This is a genomic window from Streptomyces subrutilus, assembly GCF_001746425.1.
GTDB classification, from domain to species: domain Bacteria; phylum Actinomycetota; class Actinomycetes; order Streptomycetales; family Streptomycetaceae; genus Streptomyces; species Streptomyces subrutilus_A.
This window is the reverse complement of sequence record NZ_MEHK01000001.1, coordinates 2,589,501-2,610,554: the sequence shown is the minus strand read 5'-3', so window position 1 is coordinate 2,610,554 and position 21,054 is coordinate 2,589,501. Positions and strand designations below refer to the sequence as shown.

Annotated in this window: 17 protein-coding genes; 7 read left to right on the top strand and 10 right to left on the bottom strand. The window is 71.4% G+C overall.

From position 1 onward, the window contains the following. Positions 1-9: 9 nt before the first annotated feature. Genes BGK67_RS12810 through BGK67_RS12800 form a run of 3 tightly spaced genes read right to left on the bottom strand, consistent with a single transcriptional unit; the run spans position 10 to position 2,690 of the window. A complete protein-coding gene (locus BGK67_RS12810; RefSeq protein ID WP_069920210.1) occupies positions 10-873 on the bottom strand; it encodes a metal ABC transporter permease in 864 nt (287 codons plus the stop codon). Next, positions 873-1,664: a metal ABC transporter ATP-binding protein gene (locus BGK67_RS12805; protein ID WP_069920209.1), complete on the bottom strand. Its 792-nt coding sequence runs from the start codon at positions 1,662-1,664 to the stop codon at positions 873-875. The genes BGK67_RS12810 and BGK67_RS12805 overlap by 1 nt, the downstream gene beginning before the upstream one ends. A 27-nt stretch (positions 1,665-1,691) precedes the next feature. Continuing rightward, positions 1,692-2,690, bottom strand: a complete 999-nt coding sequence (locus BGK67_RS12800) for a metal ABC transporter substrate-binding protein (RefSeq protein ID WP_069920208.1) — start codon at positions 2,688-2,690, stop codon at positions 1,692-1,694. 155 nt (positions 2,691-2,845) lie between these two features. Between BGK67_RS12800 and BGK67_RS12795 the strand changes: the two genes are divergently transcribed. Beyond that, a complete protein-coding gene (locus BGK67_RS12795) occupies positions 2,846-4,228 on the top strand; it encodes a glycine--tRNA ligase (RefSeq protein ID WP_069920207.1) in 1,383 nt (460 codons plus the stop codon). A 100-nt stretch (positions 4,229-4,328) separates the two neighbouring features. Here BGK67_RS12795 and BGK67_RS12790 read toward each other — a convergent pair whose 3' ends face one another. The 3 genes from BGK67_RS12790 to BGK67_RS12780 all read right to left on the bottom strand — a co-directional run bounded on the left by BGK67_RS12790 (position 4,329) and on the right by BGK67_RS12780 (position 7,559). Then, positions 4,329-4,922 (bottom strand): TetR/AcrR family transcriptional regulator, encoded by a 594-nt coding sequence (locus BGK67_RS12790; protein WP_069920206.1) that lies wholly within the window; start codon positions 4,920-4,922, stop codon positions 4,329-4,331. A gap of 21 nt (positions 4,923-4,943) precedes the next feature. Then, positions 4,944-5,990 carry an aldo/keto reductase gene (locus BGK67_RS12785; protein WP_069920205.1) on the bottom strand — a complete coding sequence of 349 codons (1,047 nt, stop codon included), beginning with the start codon at positions 5,988-5,990 and terminating at the stop codon, positions 4,944-4,946. A 111-nt stretch (positions 5,991-6,101) separates the two neighbouring features. Further along, the gene (locus BGK67_RS12780) at positions 6,102-7,559 is read right to left on the bottom strand and encodes an MFS transporter (RefSeq protein ID WP_069920204.1); all 1,458 of its coding nucleotides are present in this window, start codon (positions 7,557-7,559) and stop codon (positions 6,102-6,104) included. Positions 7,560-7,593: 34 nt separating this feature from the next. On the opposite strand from BGK67_RS12780, the gene dusB reads away from it, so the two are divergent. The 3 genes from dusB (at position 7,594) to BGK67_RS12765 (ending at position 13,260) form a co-directional block, all read left to right on the top strand. Next, positions 7,594-8,754 (top strand): tRNA dihydrouridine synthase DusB, encoded by a 1,161-nt coding sequence (gene dusB, locus BGK67_RS12775; RefSeq protein ID WP_069923821.1) that lies wholly within the window; start codon positions 7,594-7,596, stop codon positions 8,752-8,754. A 364-nt stretch (positions 8,755-9,118) separates the two neighbouring features. After that, positions 9,119-11,827, top strand: a complete 2,709-nt coding sequence (gene ppdK / locus BGK67_RS12770) for a pyruvate, phosphate dikinase (protein ID WP_069920203.1) — start codon at positions 9,119-9,121, stop codon at positions 11,825-11,827. A gap of 386 nt (positions 11,828-12,213) precedes the next feature. Then, positions 12,214-13,260, top strand: a complete 1,047-nt coding sequence (locus BGK67_RS12765) for an ArsR/SmtB family transcription factor (protein ID WP_069920202.1) — start codon at positions 12,214-12,216, stop codon at positions 13,258-13,260. 56 nt (positions 13,261-13,316) lie between these two features. Here BGK67_RS12765 and BGK67_RS12760 read toward each other — a convergent pair whose 3' ends face one another. After that, positions 13,317-14,477, bottom strand: a complete 1,161-nt coding sequence (locus BGK67_RS12760; RefSeq protein WP_069920201.1) for an alkaline phosphatase PhoX — start codon at positions 14,475-14,477, stop codon at positions 13,317-13,319. A gap of 232 nt (positions 14,478-14,709) precedes the next feature. Between BGK67_RS12760 and BGK67_RS12755 the strand changes: the two genes are divergently transcribed. Continuing rightward, positions 14,710-14,928, top strand: coding sequence for a hypothetical protein (locus BGK67_RS12755; protein WP_208948689.1), 219 nt, complete (start codon positions 14,710-14,712; stop codon positions 14,926-14,928). A gap of 132 nt (positions 14,929-15,060) precedes the next feature. Then, positions 15,061-15,471 (top strand): VOC family protein, encoded by a 411-nt coding sequence (locus BGK67_RS12750; protein WP_069920200.1) that lies wholly within the window; start codon positions 15,061-15,063, stop codon positions 15,469-15,471. A 6-nt stretch (positions 15,472-15,477) separates the two neighbouring features. Here BGK67_RS12750 and nirD read toward each other — a convergent pair whose 3' ends face one another. Genes nirD through BGK67_RS12735 form a run of 3 tightly spaced genes read right to left on the bottom strand, consistent with a single transcriptional unit; the run spans position 15,478 to position 19,578 of the window. Beyond that, positions 15,478-15,810 (bottom strand): nitrite reductase small subunit NirD, encoded by a 333-nt coding sequence (gene nirD / locus BGK67_RS12745; protein WP_069920199.1) that lies wholly within the window; start codon positions 15,808-15,810, stop codon positions 15,478-15,480. Beyond that, the gene (nirB, locus tag BGK67_RS12740) at positions 15,807-18,332 is read right to left on the bottom strand and encodes a nitrite reductase large subunit NirB (protein ID WP_069920198.1); all 2,526 of its coding nucleotides are present in this window, start codon (positions 18,330-18,332) and stop codon (positions 15,807-15,809) included. The genes nirD and nirB overlap by 4 nt, the downstream gene beginning before the upstream one ends. 1 nt (position 18,333) lies before the next feature. Further along, complete coding sequence (locus tag BGK67_RS12735) at positions 18,334-19,578, bottom strand: NAD(P)/FAD-dependent oxidoreductase (protein ID WP_069920197.1); 1,245 nt, start codon at positions 19,576-19,578, stop codon at positions 18,334-18,336. A 157-nt stretch (positions 19,579-19,735) separates the two neighbouring features. Between BGK67_RS12735 and BGK67_RS12730 the strand changes: the two genes are divergently transcribed. Beyond that, positions 19,736-21,031: a ferredoxin reductase family protein gene (locus BGK67_RS12730; protein WP_069923820.1), complete on the top strand. Its 1,296-nt coding sequence runs from the start codon at positions 19,736-19,738 to the stop codon at positions 21,029-21,031. Positions 21,032-21,054 lie beyond the last annotated feature (23 nt).

Below are 21,054 nucleotides of genomic sequence, written 5' to 3'. Positions count from 1 at the left end.
GCCAGCCCGCTAGACCTTCACATCGTCCCTGGTGCAGACCTCTTCCGCCGCGACCGCGGCCCTGGCCCGGCGCCGGGCCAGTGGAGCGGACAGTGCGGTCAGGGCCATGAACACGGCGATGGCGAGCAGCACGATCATGGCACCCGAGGGCGCGTTGACGTAATACGTGGTGGCGGTGCCGGTCAGGGAGACGGCCAGGCTGATGGCCACGGCCACGCCCAGCGTGGCGGCGAAACCGCGGGTCAGGCGCTGGGCGGCCGCGACCGGGATCACCATCATGGCGCTGACCAGCAGCAGGCCGACGATGCGCATGGCGACGGTCACGGTGACTGCGGCGGTGACGGCGATCAGCAGGTTCAGGGCGCGCACCGGGAGGCCCGTCACCTTGGCGAACTCCTCGTCCTGGCAGACCGCGAAGAGCTGGCGGCGCAGGCCGACGGTGACGGCGAGGACGAAGGCGGCGAGGATCGCCATCGCGGTGACGTCCTCGGCGGCGACGGTGGTGATCGAGCCGAACATGGCGCTGAGCAGGTTGGTCGTGGAGCCGCCGCCCACGTTGATGATCATCACGCCGCCGGCGAGGCCGCCGTAGAAGAGCATCGCGAGGGCGACGTCGCCGCTGGTCTTGCCGCGGGAGCGGATCAGCTCCATGCCGACGGCGCCGACGACGGCGACGAGGGTGGCCATCCACACGGGGCTGGTGTTGAGCACGAAGCCGAGGGCGACACCGGTCATGGCGACGTGGCCGAGGCCGTCGCCCATGACCGCCTGGCGGCGCTGGACCAGGTACGTGCCGATGGCGGGCGCCGTGATGCCCACCAGGGCGGCGGCGATCAGTGCCCGCTGCATGAAGGCGTGGTCGAGGAGGTCCATCAGCTCAGCAGTCCCGTCCGCAGGGGCTCGGCGTCGTGCGCCGCGTGGGGGTGTACGTGGTCGTGGCCGGGCAGGGCGTGCTGGCCCACGGCCTCCGGGGGCGGGCCGTCGTGGACGACGCAGCCGTCCCGCAGGACGACGGCCCGGTCGATCAGCGGCTCCAGCGGGCCCAGCTCGTGCAGGACGAGCAGGACGGTGCTTCCGACGGCGACCTGCTCGCGCAGGGCGTTCGCCAGGACCTCCTGGTTGGCGAGGTCGACACCGGCCATGGGCTCGTCCATGAGCAGCAGCTCCGGCTCGCCGGCGAGCGCCCGGGCTATGAGCACGCGCTGGTGCTGGCCGCCGGAGAGGGCGTTCACGGAGACGTCGGCGTAGCCGTCCATGTCCACGAGGGCCAGGGCGCCCTCGACGGCGGCCTTGTCGGCCTTGCGTAGGAGGCCGAAGCGGGTGCGGGAGAGCCGGCCGGAGGAGACGACCTCGCGGACGGTGGCCGGGACGCCGCCGGCGGCCGTGGTGCGCTGCGGGACGTACCCGATGCGCGACCAGTCGCGGAAGCGCTTGAAGTCCGTGCCGAAGAGCGAGAGGGAGCCGTCGGTGAGGGGGACCTGGCCGACGATCGCGCGGACGGCGGTGGACTTGCCGGAGCCGTTGGCGCCCAGCAGCGCGACGACCTCACCGGGGCGGACGGCGAGGTCGATCCCGCGCAGCACGGGGCGCGAGCCGAGCGAGGCCGTGGCCCCGCGCAGGGATATGACGGGCTGGTCAGCGGCCTGCCCGGACAGGGTCTGCATGGCTCGTGCCTCCGTAACTGCTGTCATCTACTTGGCTCCGAGCGCCTTCTGGAGGTTCTTCAGGTTGGAGCGCATGACCTCGAAGTAGTCAGCGCCCTGGGACTTGTCGGTGATTCCCTCGAGGGGGTCGAGGACGTCGGTCTTCAGGCCGGTGTCCCCGGCGAGGCTCTTCGCCGTCTTGTCGCTGGCCAGGGTCTCGAAGAACACCGTGGAGACATTCTCCTTCTTCGCGACCTCCTGGAGCTCCTTCATCCGGGCGGGGCTGGGCTCGGACTCGGGGTCGACGCCGGAGATGCCCTCCTGGTCCAGGCCGTAGCGCTCGGCGAGGTAGCCGAAGGCGGAGTGCGTGGTGATGAAGGTCTTGGTGGCCGTGTCGGCCAGGCCGTTCTTGAACTCGGTGTCCAGGGCGGTCAGCTTGGCGACGAGGTCGGCGGTGTTCTTCTTGTAGTCCGCCGCGTGGTCGGGGTCGGCCTTCTCCAGGGCGGCGCCGACGCCCTGGGCGATCTCCGCGTACTTGGCGGGGTCGAGCCAGACGTGCGGGTCCTCGCCGGCCTCGCCGTGGGCGTGGCCTTCCTCGCCCTCGCCCTCGTGGCCCGCCTCGCCCTCGTGGCCGTGGCCGGAGGGGGCGTGGGCTTCGAGCTTGGTGAGGGTGGCGGCGTCGACCACGTTCTTCACGCCGGACTGGGCGACGGCCTTGTCGACGGCGGGCTGGAGGGTCTTGAGGTAGAGGATCACATCGGCGTCGGCGAGCTGCCCGGTCTGCTTCGGGGTGATCTCCAGGTCGTGCGGCTCGACTCCCGGCTTGGTCAGGGTGTCGACCTTCACGTGGTCCTTGCCGATCTGCTCGGCGAGGAACTGCATGGGGTAGAACGATGCCGTCACGCCGAGCTTGCCGTCGTTGCCGCCGGATTCGGCGGCACCGGCACCGGCACCGGCACCGGCTCCGGAGCAGGCGGTGAGGGCCGTGGCGCCGAGGGCGACGGCTCCTGCGAGGGCGGTGGCGGGTATGAGGCGTCGTACGTTCATGACATCCATTTTCATCAAAAATGGAAACGGTTGTCAAAAACCCTGGTGGGAGAGGTGTGGGCGGGCCCGTGGCGGGGGATCCGATTTGAAAGGGGGGGTGCGGGCGCCGGTAACCTGAGGCATTCGCCGTTCGTCCTCGTAATGAAGAGAGCACCGTGGCCGCCGACAAGATCGACACCATCGTCAGCCTGAGCAAGCGCCGTGGCTTCGTTTTCCCGTGCAGTGAGATCTACGGCGGCTCCAAGGCCGCCTGGGATTACGGCCCGCTCGGTGTCGAGCTCAAGGAGAACATCAAGCGCCAGTGGTGGAAGGCGATGGTCACCGGGCGTGAGGACATCGTCGGTATCGACTCGTCCGTGATCCTGGCCCCCGAGGTCTGGGTGGCCTCCGGCCACGTCGCGACCTTCTCCGACCCGCTGACCGAGTGCACCTCCTGTCACAAGCGCCACCGCGCCGACCACCTGGAGGAGGCGTACGAGGCCAAGCACGGCCGCGTGCCCGCCAACGGCCTCGCCGACGTCAACTGCCCCAACTGCGGTGTGAAGGGCCAGTTCACCGAGCCCAAGCAGTTCTCCGGCATGCTGGAGACCCACCTCGGCCCGACCCAGGACACCGGCTCCAAGGCCTACCTGCGCCCCGAGACCGCCCAGGGCATCTTCACCAACTTCGCCCAGGTGCAGACCACCTCGCGCAAGAAGCCCCCCTTCGGCATCGCGCAGATGGGCAAGTCCTTCCGCAACGAGATCACGCCGGGCAACTTCATCTTCCGCACGCGCGAGTTCGAGCAGATGGAGATGGAGTTCTTCGTCAAGCCGGGCGAGGACGAGCAGTGGCAGGAGTACTGGATGCAGGAGCGGTGGAACTGGTACCGCGACCTCGGCATCCGTGAGGAGAACATCCGCTGGTTCGACCACCCGAAGGAGAAGCTGTCCCACTACTCGAAGCGCACCGCCGACATCGAGTACCGCTTCAACTTCGGCGGCAACGAGTTCTCCGAGCTCGAAGGCATCGCCAACCGCACCGACTTCGACCTCAAGGCCCACTCCGCCGCCTCGGGCCAGGACCTCGTGTACTTCGACCAGGAGTCGAAGGAGCGCTACACCCCGTACGTCATCGAGCCGGCGGCCGGTGTCAACCGCGCCATGCTCGCCTTCATGCTCGACGCGTACAACGAGGACGAGGCGCCGAACGCCAAGGGCGTCATGGAGAAGCGCACCGTGATGCGCCTCGACCCGCGCCTGGCCCCGATCAAGGTCGCCGTGCTGCCGCTGTCCCGCAACGCTCAGCTGTCGCCGAAGGCCAAGGGCCTCGCCGCCGACCTGCGCAAGTTCTGGAACATCGAGTTCGACGACGCGGGCGCCATCGGCCGCCGCTACCGCCGCCAGGACGAGATCGGTACGCCGTTCTGCGTCACCGTCGACTTCGACACCCTGGACGACAACGCGGTGACCGTGCGCGAGCGCGACACCATGAAGCAGGAGCGCGTCTCCCTGGACCAGATCCAGAGCTACCTCGGCAGCCGCCTGCTCGGCTGCTGAGCCCGGGCTGCGTCTCGCAAGAAACGACCGGTGGCCCGGTGCGCGCGTGCGCACCGGGCCACCGGTCTTTGTCCGCGGAGGTCCGGGCGGGGGAGCGGCGTCAGGCGCGCAGGCCCCGGATGATCAGCGAGGTGACGGCCTCGAACTCCGCGAAGATCGTGGGCGAGAGCCAGTCGGCCGCGTACTGCGGATCGTGGAAGCGGCCGGTGGCGTCGAAGACCGCGCGGGCGGCGGCCGGCACGTCGGCGGCCGCGAGCGTGCCCGCATCGACCCCTTCCGCGATGATCCGGGCCAACTGGTCGATCAGCTCGGTCAGGTGCCGGTCCACCACGTCGCTGTTCTCGTCCAGCAGCACGATGTAGGTGGCGAACAGCTCCGGGTCGTCACCCGCCTTGTGGCGCTTCGCCTCGAAGAGCGCTTCGAGCCACGACTCCAGCTTGGAGGGGGCGCTCCCGGAGGACGCCGAAGTGATCTCCTCCAGCGCGACCACGCTCTTGGCGAGCCACCGGTCGGTGACGGCCTCGCGCAGCGCCGCCTTCGACGGGAAGTGCCGGTACACGCTGCCGTGGCTGACGCCCAGCGCGCGGGCCACGTCCACCACCGTGGCCTTGGTGGGGCCGAAGCGGCGCAGCACGTCCTCGGTGGTCTCGAGGATGCGCTCGGGTGTCAGGGGCTCGGCAGCAGCGGGGGGCATGGGTACGACCGTACCGCCAGCTCAGTGTTCGCTGTCGAGGTGGGCCATCTGTGCCGCCGGATACCGGTCGCCCGCCGCGGCGCCGACGGGGACGGCTTCCTCGATGGCGGCCAGATCGGCGGCGCTCAGCGAGATGTCGAGGGCGCCCAGTGCCTCGGCCAGCCGGTCCCGGCGCCGGGCGCCGACCAGCGGCACGATGTCCGCGCCGCGCGACAGCACCCAGGCGATGGCCGTCTGCGCCACGCTCACGCCCTTGCCCTCCGCGACCTTGCGCAGCGCCTCGACCAGGCCGAGGTTGCGGTCGAGGTTGTCCCCCTGGAAGCGCGGGCTCATCCCGCGGAAGTCGCCCGGGGCCAGCGCGCGGTCGCGGGTGAAGTGGCCGCTGATCAGGCCGCGGGACAGCACCCCGTACGCCGTGATGCCTATCCCGAGCTCCCGGGCGGTCGGCAGGATCTCCTCCTCGATGCCGCGGGATATGAGTGAGTACTCGATCTGGAGGTCGGCGATCGGGGCGACGGCGGCGGCCCGGCGCAGGGTGTCCGCGCCGACCTCGGAGAGGCCGATGTGGCGCACGTGCCCGGCTTCGACCGCCTCGGCGATGGCGCCGACGGTCTCCTCGATCGGGACGTCCGGGTCCACCCGGGCGATGCGGTAGATGTCGATGTGGTCCCGGCCGAGCCGCTGGAGCGAGTAGGCCAGGAAGTTCCTGACGGCCTCGGGCCGCCCGTCGTAACCGGTGAAGCCGCCCTCGACCGTGCGCAGGGCGCCGAACTTGACGCTGGTCAGCGCCCGCTCGCGGGCCGCGGCGGGCGCGGTGCGCAGGGCCTCGTTGATCAGAAGCTCGTTGTGGCCCATGCCGTAGAAGTCGCCGGTGTCGAGCAGCGTGACGCCCGCGTCCAGGGCGGCGTGCAGGGTGGCGAGGGACTCGGCGCGGTCGGCCTCCCCGTACAGGGCGGACATGCCCATGCAGCCGAGGCCCAGCGGGAAGACGGACGGCCCGGCGGTGCCGAGGCGGCGGGGAACGGACGGGTGGACAGGGGTCTCGAAAGGGCTCTCGTTCTTCGTCATGGAACGAGAGTGACATGACGAGTGACAGATTTCAATATCTGTCACTCGTCAGTGTGCAAGGACCGCGAGCTCGCACCGGCCGTTGTCCTCGCGAGGCCCGGAGGCGGCCGTTCAGGCGCGCGGCGAACCCGTCGCCGCGGAAGGGCTGACGGGATCCTCCAGGCTGCGGGCCGTGCGCTCCGCCGTCGCGCGGGCCCAGCTGCCGCTCGTCACCGCGCCCACCACCAGCACCGCCAGTCCGCACAGCGTGATGATCCACCAGGCGGGCTGGGCCGCCCCGGCGAAGTCGGAGCCGCCGGCCAGCCCCGCCGCCAGGACCGAGCCGATGACCGCCACGCCCAGCGTTCCGCCCGTCTGCCGGCTGGTCGAGGCGATGGCGGCTGCCACGCCCGCCTGGGAGCGCGGCATCCCGGACACGGCCGTATTGGTGATCGGCGCGTTCACCATGCCGAACCCGAGCCCGAAGAGCACGTAGCCGGTGAACAGGAGCGGGTTGGACGCCTCCGCCTCGAACAGGGCGAAGAGCAGTCCGCTCGCCGCCATCGCCACACCCGCGATCAGCAGGCAGATCCGGGGCCCCCGGGTGCCCACCAGCCGCCCGGCGAGCGGCGCGAAGAGAACGGTCAGGGCCGCCATCGGCAGCATGTACAGCCCGGCGTGCAGGGCACTGAGCCCCCGCACGTCCTGGAGGTAGAGCGTGTTCAGGAAGAGGAAGCCGGCCAGTCCGGCGAAGGCGCTGATGGCGATCACGGTCGACCCGCTGAAGGGCGCGCTCCGGAAGAACCGGAGATCGATCAGCGGATCCTCGCGCCGGGGCTCGTAGACCAGCAGTCCCACGAACGAGGCGACGGCCACCACCGCGCACCCGAGGATCAGCGGCGAGCGCCAGCCGGCGGCCGGGGCCTCGATGATCCCGTACGTGAGACTGCCGAGCAGCGCGATGACCAGCACCTGGCCCACCGGGTCCGGGCGGCGCGGCCGGGCCGCCCGGGACTCGGGGATGTGGCGCAGGGTCAGGGCGAGCGCCGCCAGGCCGATCGGCAGGTTGATCAGGAAGATCGAGCGCCAGCCCACGGAGTCCACCAGCACTCCGCCGATCAGGGGCCCCGCGGCCATGGAGATGCCCCCGACCGCGCCCCACACCCCGATGGCCCGGGCCCGCTCGGCCGGATCGGTGAAGGTGTTGGTGATGATCGACATGGCCACCGGGTTGAGCATCGCGCCGCCGATCGCCTGGACCATGCGGAAGACGATGAGCCAGTCGAGGCTGGGGGCGAGGGAGGACAGCAGGGAGCCCGCGGTGAAGGCCAGCAGCCCGGCGACGAACACCTTGCGGCGCCCGATCCGGTCGGCCGTGGAGCCCGCGAGCATCAGCAGCGAGGCCAGGACGAGGGTGTAGGCGTCGATGGTCCACTGCAGGCCCGCGACCGACGCGTCGAGCTCGCGGCGCATCGACGGGAGCGCCACGTTGAGCACCGTGTTGTCGAGGCTGACGATCAGCAGGCTCATGCAGCAGATCGCCAGGACGAGCGTGCGCTGCCGGCGGCTCGGCTGACTCGGCTCGATCATGCCGCCGATCGTACGTCTGCCGCACCCCCTCGGCATGCGGGACAATGGGCGGATGACCACGCTCCCCCCGCCCCTCGCGATCGGCCCGCACACCGTGCAGCCCCCGGTGGTGCTCGCGCCGATGGCCGGCATCACCAATGCCCCGTTCCGTACCCTCTGCCGGGAGTTCTCCGGCGGCAAGGGGCTGTTCGTGAGCGAGATGATCACGACCCGCGCCCTGGTCGAGCGCAACGAGAAGACCATGCAGCTGATCCACTTCGACGAGACCGAGAAGCCCCGCTCGATCCAGTTGTACGGAGTCGACCCGGTGACGGTCGGCAAGGCGGTCCGCATGATCGTCGAGGAGGACCGCGCCGACCACATCGACCTCAACTTCGGCTGCCCCGTCCCCAAGGTGACCCGCAAGGGCGGCGGCTCGGCCCTCCCCTACAAGCGGAACCTGCTGCGCGCGATCCTGCGCGAGGCCGTCGCCGGCGCCGGCGACCTGCCGGTGACGATGAAGATGCGCAAGGGCATCGACGACGAGCACCTCACCTACCTGGACGCCGGCCGGATCGCCGTCGAGGAGGGGGTCACCGCCATCGCCCTGCACGGGCGCACCACCGCCCAGCACTACGGCGGCACCGCCGACTGGGAGGCCATCGCGCGGCTCAAGGAGCACGTGCCGGAGATCCCGGTCCTCGGCAACGGTGACATCTGGTGCGCCGAGGACGCGCTGCGCATGGTCCGCGAGACCGGGTGCGACGGCGTGGTCGTCGGCCGGGGCTGCCTGGGGCGGCCGTGGCTGTTCAACGACCTGGTGGCGGCCTTCGAGGGGCGCCCGGAGGACTTCCACAAGCCCACGCTGCGCGAGGTCGCGTCCACCATGCACCGGCACGCGCAGCTGCTGGGGGAGTGGATCGGCGACGAGGCGCGCGGGGTGATCGACTTCCGTAAGCACGTGGCCTGGTACCTCAAGGGCTTCTCGGTGGGCTCCGAGATGCGCAAGAAGCTGGCGGTCACCTCCTCCCTGGCCGAACTGGACGCTCATCTGAGCGAGCTCGACTTGGATCAAGGGTGGCCGGAGAGCGCGGACGGTCCTCGCGGCCGGACGTCCGGAAACAACCGGGTTGTCCTGCCGGACGGCTGGCTGAAGGACCCGTACGACTGTGCGGGCATCAGTGAGGAAGCGGAACTGGACACTTCCGGAGGCTGACAAATCGCCCTCCGTGGTGCGTGATATACGCCACGCATGGGAGGGGTTTCGCTCAGATGAGCATTGAAGTCACGGGTAAGACTTTCAAAGGGTGGCACTGGGTGCCACCCTTTGTTCGTTCAAGAGTTGAACGCAAATGGATCGATGATCGCTCATTCGAGCGTCATCAAGCCTCAAAAGCCCCCTCTTTCTTCGGAAGGTGAAGGCTTTCCGGGCGTTCTGATTACCCGTGCGTTACTTTCGATCTGCTGGCGCACGGGTGGTTACAGCCGCATGACGACCAAGTGGACGTACCCAGAAGCCTTCGATCTGGGTATGTTCCTGGCCGTCAGGGCAGCCACCGAGCCTCGAGGAGTCGAGACCCGTGTCGGAAAACAAAGATCAGAAGTTCGTCTACGACTTCACCGAGGGAAACCGCGACCTCAAGGACCTTCTCGGCGGCAAGGGTGCCAACCTCGCCGAGATGACCAACCTGGGTCTGCCGGTCCCTCCCGGCTTCACCATCACCACCGAGGCCTGCAAGGTCTACCTCGACAGCGGCACGGCCCCGGCCGAGCTGCGCGACGAGGTCAGCACCCACCTTGCCGCCCTCGAGACGAAGATGGGCAAGAAGCTCGGCCAGTCGGACGATCCGCTTCTGGTCTCCGTCCGCTCCGGCGCCAAGTTCTCCATGCCGGGCATGATGGACACGGTCCTCAACATCGGGCTCTCCGACGCCTCCGTCACCGGCCTCGCCGCCCAGTCCGGCAACGAGCGCTTCGCCTGGGACTCGTACCGCCGCCTCATCCAGATGTTCGGCAAGACCGTCCTGGACGTCGACGGCGAGCTCTTCGAGGAAGCCCTCGAGGAGGCCAAGGCCGCCAAGAAGGTCACCGTCGACACCGACCTCGACGCCGCCGACCTGAAGCAGCTGGTCACCCGCTTCAAGAAGATCGTCGCCAAGCAGGCCGGCCGCGAGTTCCCGCAGGACGCCCGCGAGCAGCTCGACCTCGCCGTCGAGGCCGTCTTCAACTCGTGGAACACCGACCGCGCCAAGCTCTACCGCCGCCAGGAGCGCATCCCGAGCGACCTGGGCACCGCGGTCAACATCTGCTCCATGGTCTTCGGCAACCTCGGCCCCGACTCCGGCACCGGCGTCGCCTTCACCCGCGACCCCGCCAGCGGCCACCAGGGCGTCTACGGCGACTACCTCCAGAACGCCCAGGGCGAGGACGTCGTCGCGGGCATCCGCAACACCGTTCCGCTCGCGGACCTGGAGACCATCGACAAGGCCTCGTACGACCAGCTCATGACGATCATGGAGACGCTGGAGACCCACTACAAGGATCTCTGCGACATCGAGTTCACCATCGAGCGCGGCCAGCTGTGGATGCTCCAGACCCGCGTCGGCAAGCGCACCGCCGGCGCCGCCTTCCGGATCGCCACCCAGCTCGTCGACCAGGGCCTGATCGACGAGGCCGAGGCCCTGCAGCGCGTCACCGGCCACCAGCTCGCGCAGCTGATGTTCCCGCGCTTCGACGAGACCGCGAAGACCGAGCTGCTCGGCCGCGGCATCGCCGCCTCCCCGGGCGCGGCCGTCGGCAAGGCCGTCTTCGACTCCTACACGGCCGTCAAGTGGTCCCGCTCCGGCGAGAAGGTCATCCTGATCCGCCGCGAGACCAACCCGGACGACCTGGACGGCATGATCGCCTCCGAGGGCATCCTGACCTCGCGCGGCGGCAAGACCTCGCACGCCGCCGTGGTCGCCCGCGGCATGGGCAAGACCTGCGTCTGCGGCGCCGAGGAGCTCGACGTCGACACCAAGCGCCGTCGCATGACGGTCGGCGAGACGGTCATCGAAGAGGGCGACGTCGTCTCCATCGACGGCTCCACCGGCAAGGTCTACCTCGGCGAGGTACCCGTCGTACCCTCCCCGGTCGTCGAGTACTTCGAGGGCCGCATGCACGCCGGCGCCGACGACGCCGACGAGCTGGTCGCCGCCGTGCACCGGATCATGGCCTACGCGGACCGCGTGCGCCGCCTGCGGGTGCGCGCCAACGCCGACAACGCCGAGGACGCGTCGCGCGCCCGCCGCTTCGGCGCGCAGGGCATCGGCCTGTGCCGCACCGAGCACATGTTCCTCGGCGAGCGCCGCGAACTGGTGGAGCGGCTGATCCTCGCGGACACCGACGAAGAGCGCGAGGAGGCACTCAGTGCCCTCCTGCCGCTGCAGAAGAAGGACTTCGTCGAGCTGTTCGAGGCGATGGACGGCCTGCCCGTCACCGTCCGCCTGCTGGACCCGCCGCTGCACGAGTTCCTGCCGGACATCACCGAGCTGTCGGTGCGCGTCGCCCTCGCCGAGTCCCGCAAGGACCACAACGAGAACGACCTGCGCCTGCTCCAGGCCGTCCACAAGCTGCACGAGCAGAACCCGATGCTGGGCCTGCGCGGTGTCCGCCTGGGCCTGGTCATCCCCGGCCTGTTCAAGATGCAGGTCCGGGCGATCGCCGAGGCCGCGGCCGAGCGCAAGAACGCCAAGGGCGACCCGCGCGCCGAGATCATGGTCCCGCTCGTGGGCACCGTCCAGGAGCTGGAGATCGTCCGCGACGAGGCCGACCAGGTCATCGCCGAGGTCGAGGCCGCCACCGGCACGAACCTCAAGCTGACCATCGGCACCATGATCGAGCTGCCGCGCGCCGCCCTGACGGCCGGGCAGATCGCCGAGGCCGCGCAGTTCTTCTCCTTCGGTACGAACGACCTGACCCAGACGGTGTGGGGCTTCTCCCGCGACGACGTCGAGGCCAGCTTCTTCACCGCGTACCTGGAGAAGGGCATCTTCGGGGTCTCGCCCTTCGAGACCATCGACAAGGACGGCGTCGGCTCGCTGGTCCGCCACGCGGTCGAGCAGGGCCGGGCCACCCGCCCCGACCTCAAGCTCGGCGTCTGCGGCGAGCACGGCGGTGACCCCGAGTCCGTCCACTTCTTCCACGAGGTCGGCCTCGACTACGTCTCCTGCTCGCCGTTCCGGATTCCGGTCGCGCGCCTGGAGGCCGGCCGTGCCGCCGCCGAGGCGAAGGGCAGCGACAGCCGCTGACCCCCTGCCCCGGGAAGGGGCCCCATAGACCGCGCCCGCCCCCGGGTTCCCTGACTGCCCGAGGGCGGGCGCGCCTATTTTTTTCTGTTCAACAAATCTTTACGCCAGCAGGCGGTGGACGGATCCCCACCCGTCCACCGCCGCTGTCATTCTGCCGGGCACGTCGGCGCTTCCCGTGCGACCGACCGCCAGGCCCCGCAAAGCCCCCCACGGCCTTCGCGGAGCGTTTCGGTCGCATCGGAGTGTGCCCGGCGGAGTACAGGATTTCGGTTGTCACGCCTCTGCCGAAAGGGGTTTCAACTGTGGCCGAAAGGGCGTGGTGACCACGTGTGACGGCGTGCATACTCGTGGGGCGGGGGGATTGCGGTTGCACAGGTGGGGGTTCGGTGCTGCGTATCCATTTCACTGGAGTGGACCTGGCACGCGTACGGATGGCAGGGCGTCCCGATGCGTTGTGGGAAACGATTCTCAGCTTTCACCGCTTAAGGGACCGGCGAGACGCCCGGTTGTTCGGTGAATGGCGTACGGAAACGCGGGGCAGGTTGAATGGTGAAACACGCACGCTCGGCATGCTCATACCGGCGCGCGGATATTTTCCCGATTTCCTGACCCCCGTGGAGGGGCAGTACGGGTGGGACGTGGCGCTCGACGCGCTGCGCGGGATCCGTCCCGAGCGGCTGCGGCGCGAGCTCCTGCTGCTCGCCGGCGGGCCCGGCGCGGGAGCGGGTCCGGGAGCGGGTGCGGGCGCCGGAGCGTCCATGGCGCCGCGGCTGCGGGAGTTCATGGAGGGCGGCACCAAGCACCTGCCCAGGCTCCTGGGCGAGCTGCGCGCGTACCACCGCGCGGCCGTGGAGCCGTACTGGACCCACATACAGGCGCAGATAGAGGCCGAGCGGGCCGCGCGCGGCCGGGCCCTGCTGGACGGGGGCGCCGACGAACTGCTGGCCTCGCTGCCGCCGATGCTGCGCTGGCGCGCCCCGGTGCTCGAGTGCGACTACCCGGTGGACCGGGACGTACGGCTACGGGGGCGCGGGCTGCTGCTCCAGCCGTCCTTCTTCTGCCGGCGCACCGCGGTGACCCTGCACGACCCCGAGCTGCCGCCGGTGCTGGTCTACCCGGCCGCCTCGCACCTGGCCTCGGCCCCCGCGGGCGGCGAGGCGGCGCGCACCGTGCACGTCGAGGAGCAGCGCCAGCGCAACCTGGGCAAGCTGGTGGGGCACACCCGCTCGGTGGTCCTGCGGGCCATCGGCGACGGCGCCACCACCAGCGAACTGGCCCGCCGGGCCGGGGTCTCGCTGGCCTCGGCGAGCCAGCACGCCTGCGTGATGCGCGAGGCGGGCCTGGTGACGACGCTGCGGCACGGCAACGCGGTGCTGCACACCGTGACCCCGCTGGGGGCCGCGCTGCTCAAGGGCGGCGCGGTGGCCTCGTGAAACGCCGCGGCCCCCGGCCGGGTGCCGGGGGCCGCGGCGGTGCGGGATCAGGGTGCTCAGGTGCGGAACGGGCCCGTCACCTCGTAGGTGATGCCGCCCGAGGAGCTGCCGCTCGTACCGCGCTGGCTGGAGAAGTAGAGCCGGTTGCCGGCCGGTGAGAAGGCCGGGCCGCAGATCTCCGAGGAGGACTGGCCGGTGATCCGCAGGAACGGCGCCACCACGTCGTCCGGAGTGATCACGCAGATCTCCATGTTGCCGCCGTCCTCGGCGACGTACAGGTCGCCGTACGAGGACCCGGTGACGTTGTCGACGCCCGTCAGCGGGGCGGCGCCGCTCGGCACGAGGGAGTCGTCGTAGGCCAGCTCGTACGTGTTGTTCGCGAGGTTGAGCTGCCAAACCCGGTTGTCGCCCTTGGTGGTGAACCAGACCGTGTCGTTGGCGTAGTGGCAGCCCTCGCCGCCGTTGAACTTCTTCGAGCCGGAGACCTGGCTGCGGGTGGCGGTCGGCGAGCCGTCCGGGTCCGGGACGTTGGCCCAGGTGAAGGAGCCGGAGGTGGCGGTGCCGGCCTTGAGGACCTGGAGGGTGCCGGAGGAGAGGTTGCCCCAGGTGGTCGGGACGAAGCGGTAGAAGCAGCCGCTGCTCTCGTCCTCGGTCAGGTAGATCACCTTGCGCACCGGGTCGGCGGCGGCCGCCTCGTGCTTGAAGCGGCCCATCGCGGCCCGCTGCACGGACGCGTTCACGCCGTACGGGTCGGTCTCGTAGACGTAGCCGCGGTCGACCTCCTCGCAGGACAGCCAGGTGTTCCACGGGGTCTTGCCGCCCGCGCAGTTCTGCCGGGTGTTGGAGAGGATCCGGTAGGCGCCGGTGACGGTGCCGGAGGAGTTGAACCGGACCGCGCTCGCGCCGCCGGAGGGGTTGATCTCCGAGTTCGACACGTAGATCCAGCCCGTGCCGTCCGCGAAACAGGCGCCGCCGTCCGGGGCGCTGTGCCAGGTGTACGAGGTGCCGCCGACGGTCTGGCCGGAGCGGGCGATCACCCGGCTGCTGAACCCGGCCGGCAGCTGGATGCCGTTCGCGTCCGCCGCGCCGAGTGCTCCGTACGGTCCGGCGCCGGGCTGGGCGGGTGCCGCGTAGGCGGCCCCGTGCATCAACGTTCCGCCGAAGGCGGCGGCCGACGAACCGATCACTGCGCCGCGCAGGAAGGTACGACGTTCCACGGTCACTCCTGTGGGAGGAAGGCCCCGCGGCCGGTCGGACGCGGGGTCGCACGCGTCGAGGAACCTAGGAGGCGCCAGTTGACGTGGCACCAATTCCTCATTACGCACGAGCGACCGGTCAGGTTCAATCCTCCGGCGGGGACTTTCACCGCGCCCGGACGCGCTTCCCCCGGGCCGTTCCTCGGGACCTTCTCCCCTGGGGAGAACCGCCGCGGGGAAGGAGGGTGGAGGGATGGACCACTTCGCCGCCGCCGACGACATCTCGGGCCGCGCCGACGCGAGCGTCGCCGGACTGCGCCGGGGCCCGAACGCCGAGCGGGCCAAGGCGCGGGGCGAGCGGATCGCGCCGGCCCTGCACAAGCGGCTCGCGGGCGAGGGGGCGTCCACGGCGAGCGCGGACGGCCTCGGCTTTGTCCCGCTGGCGGCGCTGAAGCTGCGCTCGGCGGCCTGACCTGTGGTTTCGCCCGGCCGGGCGGGACCGGGAAGAAATCTCGAGAAAAATCTCGCGGGGGCGATGAGTTTGCGCCCGCCCCTTGGTCTACCTCTCGAAAGCAGCGACCACCGCGCGAGAAGAGAGACCGTGATGTCCCAGCCCCAGATGATCTTCGTCAACCTGCCGGTCAAGGACCTGGACGCCGCCCGGGCCTTCTGGGAGAAGCTCGGCTACTCCTTCAACCCGCGGTTCTCCGACGAGACCGCCGCCTCCCTGGTGATCAGCGACACCATCTTCGCGATGCTGCTCACCGAGGAGAAGTTCCGGGGGTTCGCCACCAAGCCGGTCGCCGACGCCTCGAAGACCACCGAGGTGATGGTCGCCCTGAGCGCCGAGAGCCGCGCCAAGGTCGACGAGGTCGTCGACGCCGCCCTCGCGGCGGGCGCCACCGAGCCGCGGCCGCCCATGGACCTGGGCTTCATGTACGGCCGCGCCTTCGAGGACCTGGACCACCACGTGTGGGAGTACGTCTGGATGGACCCGGCCGCCATCGAGGGCTGATGCCCGCTACGAGGTCGCGGCGGTCCGCACGGGGTAGGTCCGGACCGCCACCTCCTCGTCGTCCAGGCAGCGCCCCGACTCCAGGTCGAAGCGCTGCTTCAGCAGCGGCGAGGCCACGAACGGCCTGCCCGCCGCACTCCCCAGCAGCCCCCGCGACAGCACGTGCGCGCCCGTGAAGGGGTCCTGGTTGCCGATGGCGTACGGGCGCCCCGCGCGGTCGACGAACACCGCGGCCTGGCTCCCGTCCGGCAGCAGGGCCGCGACCCCGCGCCCGGGGACCAGCGCGGACAGCTCGCACACCGTCAGCCAGCCTTCGGCCACCCTCAGTTCGACGGTCATCGGACGGCTCCTCCTATGGTCAGTACGGCCAGGTCGGGCTTGACCTGGTCGCGCTCGGGGACGAACTTCACGGTCGGGTCCGGGGCGCCGGGCGCGTTCACGAAGGACACGAACCGGCGCAGCCGCTCCGGGTCCTCCAGCGTCTCGGCCCATTCGTCGCGGTAGTGCGCCACGTGGTCGGCCATCAGCGACTCCAGCTCCGCGCACAGCCCCAGCGAGTCGTGCACGACCACGTCCCGCAGATGGGACAGGCCGCCCTCCAGCCGCTCCAGCCAGGTCGAGGTCCGCTCCAGGCGGTCGGCGGTGCGGATGTAGAACATCAGGAACCGGTCGATCAACCGGACCAGTTCCGCGTCGGACAGGTCCTGGGCGAGGAGGTCGGCATGGCGCGGGGTGGCCCCGCCGTTGCCCCCCACGTAGAGGTTCCAGCCGCTCGCGGTCGCGATGACCCCGAAGTCCTTGCTCTGCGCCTCCGCGCACTCGCGGGCGCAGCCGGAGACCGCCGACTTGAGCTTGTGCGGGGCGCGCAGCCCCCGGTAGCGCAGCTCCAGGTCGATGGCCATCCGGACGCTGTCCTGGACCCCGTAGCGGCACCACGTCTGCCCCACGCAGGACTTCACCGTCCGCAGGGCCTTCCCGTACGCGTGCCCGGACTCGAATCCGGCGTCGACGAGCCGGGCCCAGATCCGCGGGAGCTGGTCCACGCTCGCCCCGAAGAGGTCGATCCGCTGGCCGCCGGTGATCTTCGTGTAGAGGCCGAAGTCGCGCGCCACCTCGCCGATCACGATCAGCTTGTCCGGGGTGATCTCACCGCCGGGGATGCGCGGGACCACCGAGTACGAGCCGTTGCGCTGCATGTTCGCCAGGAAGTGGTCGTTGGTGTCCTGGAGCGCGGCCTGCTCGCCCTCCAGCACGTAGCCGCTGGCGCCGACGGCCGGGGCGAGCGAGGCGATGATCGAGCCGACGGTGGGCTTGCACACCTCGCAGCCGTCGCCGCCGCGGGCCTCCGGGCGGCCGTGGCCGTCGAGGAGCTCCTGGTAGGAGGCGAGCCGCCGGGTGCGGACGATCTCGTACAGCTCGGCGCGGGTGAAGGGGAAGCAGCCGCACAGCCCCTTGTCGGCGGCGGCGGGCAGCAGCTGTCCGATCACCTTGACGCAGCTGCCGCAGCCGGTGCCCGCCTTGGTGCACTTCTTCACCTCGGACAGGGTGGCGCAGGCGGCGATGGCCTTCTTGGTGACGTTGTGGCAGGAGCAGATCACCGCGTGGTCGGGGAGCGAGGACGGGCCCAGCGCGACGGGCGCGCCCAGGCCGGCCGGCAGGACCAGCTGCTCGGGGGCGACGGGCGGCACGCTGCCGGTGAGCGGGCGCAGCAGCCCGTACGCGTCCGCGTCGCCGACCAGGACCCCGCCGAGCAGGACCCCGTCCGGGGAGACCACCAGCTTCTTGTAGACACCGGAGCGGGAGTCGGACCAGACCACGTCGAGGCTGCCCGGGGCGGTGCCGTGGGCGTCGCCGAAGGAGGCCACGTCCACGCCGAGCAGCTTGAGCTTGGTGGAGAGGTCGGCGCCGGTGAACTCCTTCTCCCGGCCCAGCAGGTCCTCGGCGGCGGTCTCCGCCATCTCGTAGCCGGGGGCGACCAGGCCGTAGACACGGCCGTCGCAGGCCAGGGCGCACTCGCCGATGGCGTAGACGCGCGGGTCGGAGGTGCGGCAGCGGGAGTCGACCGCGATGCCGCCGCGCTCGCCCACGTCCAGGCCCGAGGCGCGGGCCAGCTGGTCGCGGGGGCGGACCCCGGCGGAGAAGACGACGAGGTCGGTGTCGACGGCGGATCCGTCGGACAGCAGCATGCCGCTGACGTGGCCGTCCTCGCCGGTCAGCACCTCCTGGGTGCCGACACCGGTGTGGACGGTCAGGCCCATGGACTCGATGGTGCGCAGCAGGGCGGCGCCGCCGCCCTCGTCGACCTGGACGGGCATCAGGCGCGGGGCGAACTCCACCACGCGCGTGGCGAGCCCGAGCCCCTGGAGGGCGCCGGCCGCTTCCAGCCCGAGCAGGCCGCCGCCGACGACCGCGCCGCTGGTGCGGCCCTTCGCGTACTCCTCGATGGCGAGGAGGTCCTCGATCGTGCGGTAGACGAAGCAGCCGGGGGCGTCCTTGCCGGGGACGGGCGGCACGAAGGGGAAGCTGCCGGTGGCCAGCACCAGGACGTCGTACGGGAACACCTGCCCGGTGCGGGAGGTGACGGTGCGGGCGGTCCGGTCGATGTGCTCGGCGGGGTCGTCGAGGTGGAGCGCGATGCCGTGCTCCGCCATGAACCCCGGGGGCGTCATGGACAGGTCCTCGGTGGTGCTGCCGGAGAAGTACGAGGTCAGGTGGACGCGGTCGTAGGCGGGCCGGGGCTCCTCGCAGAGCACGGTGATCCGGTGGGTCCGGGTCGCACCGCGCTCGGCGAGGGCCTCCAGGTAGCGCTGGCCGACCATGCCGTGCCCGATGAGCACGATCGCGGGCAGGGGCTCGGTCATGTCAGTGGCCTCCGTCGTCGGTGAGCAGGTGGAACAGGTCGAGGGGTGCCTCGTCGCCCTCCCAGGTGCGGGCGACGGCGCCCACGGTGGAGAGCTCGCCGAGCAGGACCCCGCCGACGAGGCGGTCGTCGCGCAGGACGACCGTCCGGTAGGTCCGCCGGGTGGCGTCGGCGAAGCGGACCACGTCGTCGCCCGGGCGGGGGGTCGTCTCGCCGAAGCAGGCGAGGTCGAAGGGGCCGCTGCCGCCGGCGGTGGTGAGGGTCAGGCGGGTGAGGGCGCGGGTGCCGGCGTACGCGGCGTCGGCGCCGGTCAGGACTCCGGCGAGGACGTCGGCCTGCTCCAGCGCCGGTCCGGCCAGGCCGTACACCTGGCCGGCGTGCTCGGCGCAGTCGCCGATGGCGTGGATCCGGGGGTCGCTGGTGCGCAGCCGGTCGTCGACCACGATGCCCTTGCGCACTTCGAGCCCGGCGGCCTGGGCGAGCCCGGTGCGGGGCCGGACCCCGCAGGCCAGGACGACCAGGTCGGCGTCGAGCCGGTACCCGTCGGCGAGTTCCGCCCCGGTGACCCTGCGGTGGCCCCGAGCGTCGCGGGCGGCCGCCGTGGGCGCCGTGGTCAGGCCTCGGACCCGGCACTCCGTGTGGATCTCGACCCCGAGCGCGGTCAGGTGCGCGTGCAGCAACGCGGAGGCCCCGGCGTCCAGCTGGCGTTCCATCAGCCGCGCCGCCTGCTGCGCCAGGACCACCTGTGCCCCCCGCGCGGCCAGCGCCCGGGCCGCCGAGACGCCCAGCAGGCCCCCGCCGATCACCACCGCCCGCACGCCCGGGCGTACGGCCTCCGAGAGCGCCAGGCAGTCGTCCATCGTGCGGAACGCGTGGACCCCGTCGGGCAGCTCCCGCCCCTCGGGCTCGAACAGCCCCCGCAGCGGCGGCAGCACCGGGTTGGATCCGGTGGCCAGCACCAGCGTGTCGTAGGCCAGAGCGGCACCGTCGTCGCAGTGGACCTTCCGGTCGGCGCGGTCGACGCGGACCGCGCGGACGCCCCGCCGCAGCTCCGGGCCGGCCGCCGGGAGGGCGGCCACCTCCGGCGCGTACCGGCCGGCCAGCACCTCGGCGAGCAGCACCCGGTTGTACGGAACGTGCTGTTCCTCGCCGAGTACGGTCACCGCCGCTCCGCCGGCCAGCCGCGCGGCGAGCCGCAGGCCCGCGAGCCCGCCGCCGATCACCACCACACGCTGTTTCGAGGTCATGCCCCGAGCGTGCGGGTCTGCTGTTTCCCCGCCGCATCGCCGTTGTTACCCGGACGGAACGCCGCCCTCAGCGCACGGGTTAAGCGTCGGTGAGGCTTCCCTCAAGGCCGTCTTAAGGATCACCGAACCCGTCCGGCGGGCCCTTAGCGTGGCCCGTATGCGAGACGTGGCGGGGCTGGTCAGGGGCGGGATGCTGGGCGGAGCGGGGGCGGTGGTCCTGCTCTGGGCGGTGCAGGTGCGGCCCTCGGCCCGGCCCGACGCCCTGTTCGCCACCGCGGCGCACCTGACCGGCCTGCTCGCCGGGTACGGGGTGCTGGTGCTGCTGTTCCTGATGGCGCGGGTGCCCGCCGTCGAGCACGGGGTCGGCGCCGACCGGCTCGCCCGCTGGCACGCGCTCGGCGGCCGGCACGTCCTGCTCCTCTGCTTCGGGCACGGGCTCTTCGCCCTGCTCGGCTACGCCGTGCACGAGAGGGTCGACCTGGTCACCGCCGTCCGGGAACTGCTCGCCTACCCCGCGCTCGCCGCCGCGGCGGCCGGGACCGTCCTGCTGGCCGCGGTCGGGGCGACCTCCGCCCGGGCGGTACGCCGCCGCGTGTCGCACGAATCCTGGCGCGGGGTGCACCTGTTCGTCTACCTCGCCGCCGCCCTCGCCTTCGGACACCAGCTCGCCGGCCCCGATCTCGCCCTCGCCGCCTGGTTCTGGGCGCTCGCCCACGCCGTGGTCGCCGTCCTGCTGCTCTGGTACCGGGCCGTGGTCCCCGTACGGCAGGCCCTGCGGCACGCACTGCGCGTGGCGGAGGTCAGGGCCGAGGGCCCCGGGGTGGTCTCCGTCGTCATGTACGGGGAGCACCTGGCGGAACTGCGCGCGGAGCCGGGCCAGTTCCTGCGCTGGCGATTCCTGCAGCGGCGGCTGTGGCACACCGCGCTGCCGTTCTCGCTGTCCGCCCCGGTCCGCGGGAACACCCTGCGCATCACCGTCAAGGGGCTCGGCGGCCACACCCGGCGCATCCGCCGGCTGCGGCCGGGCACCCGGGTCCTGGCCACCGGGCCGTTCGGGGCGCTCACCGCCGCCCGGCGGACCCGGCCCAAGGTGCTGCTGATCGCGGGCGGGGTCGGGATCACGCCGATGCGGGCCCTGTTCGAGACACTGCCCGGCGGCCCCGGCGACATCACCCTGCTCTACCGGGCCGGAGCCGAGGAACAGCTGGTGCTGCGCGCCGAGCTGGAGGCCATCGCCGCCGAGCGGCAGGCGGGGCTGCACTACCTGCTCGGGCCCTCCGGGGCCGCGTACGATCCGCTCGCGCCGCAGGCGCTGGCCGCGCTGGTGCCGGACCTGGCCGAGCACGACGTGTACCTGTGCGGGCCGCCGGGGATGGCCGAGGCGGCCCAGGCGGGGCTGCTGCGGGCCGGGGTGCCGGCCGGGCGCATCCACTCCGAGTGCTTCAGCTTCTGAGCGGGGCCGCGCTGCGGGCTCGC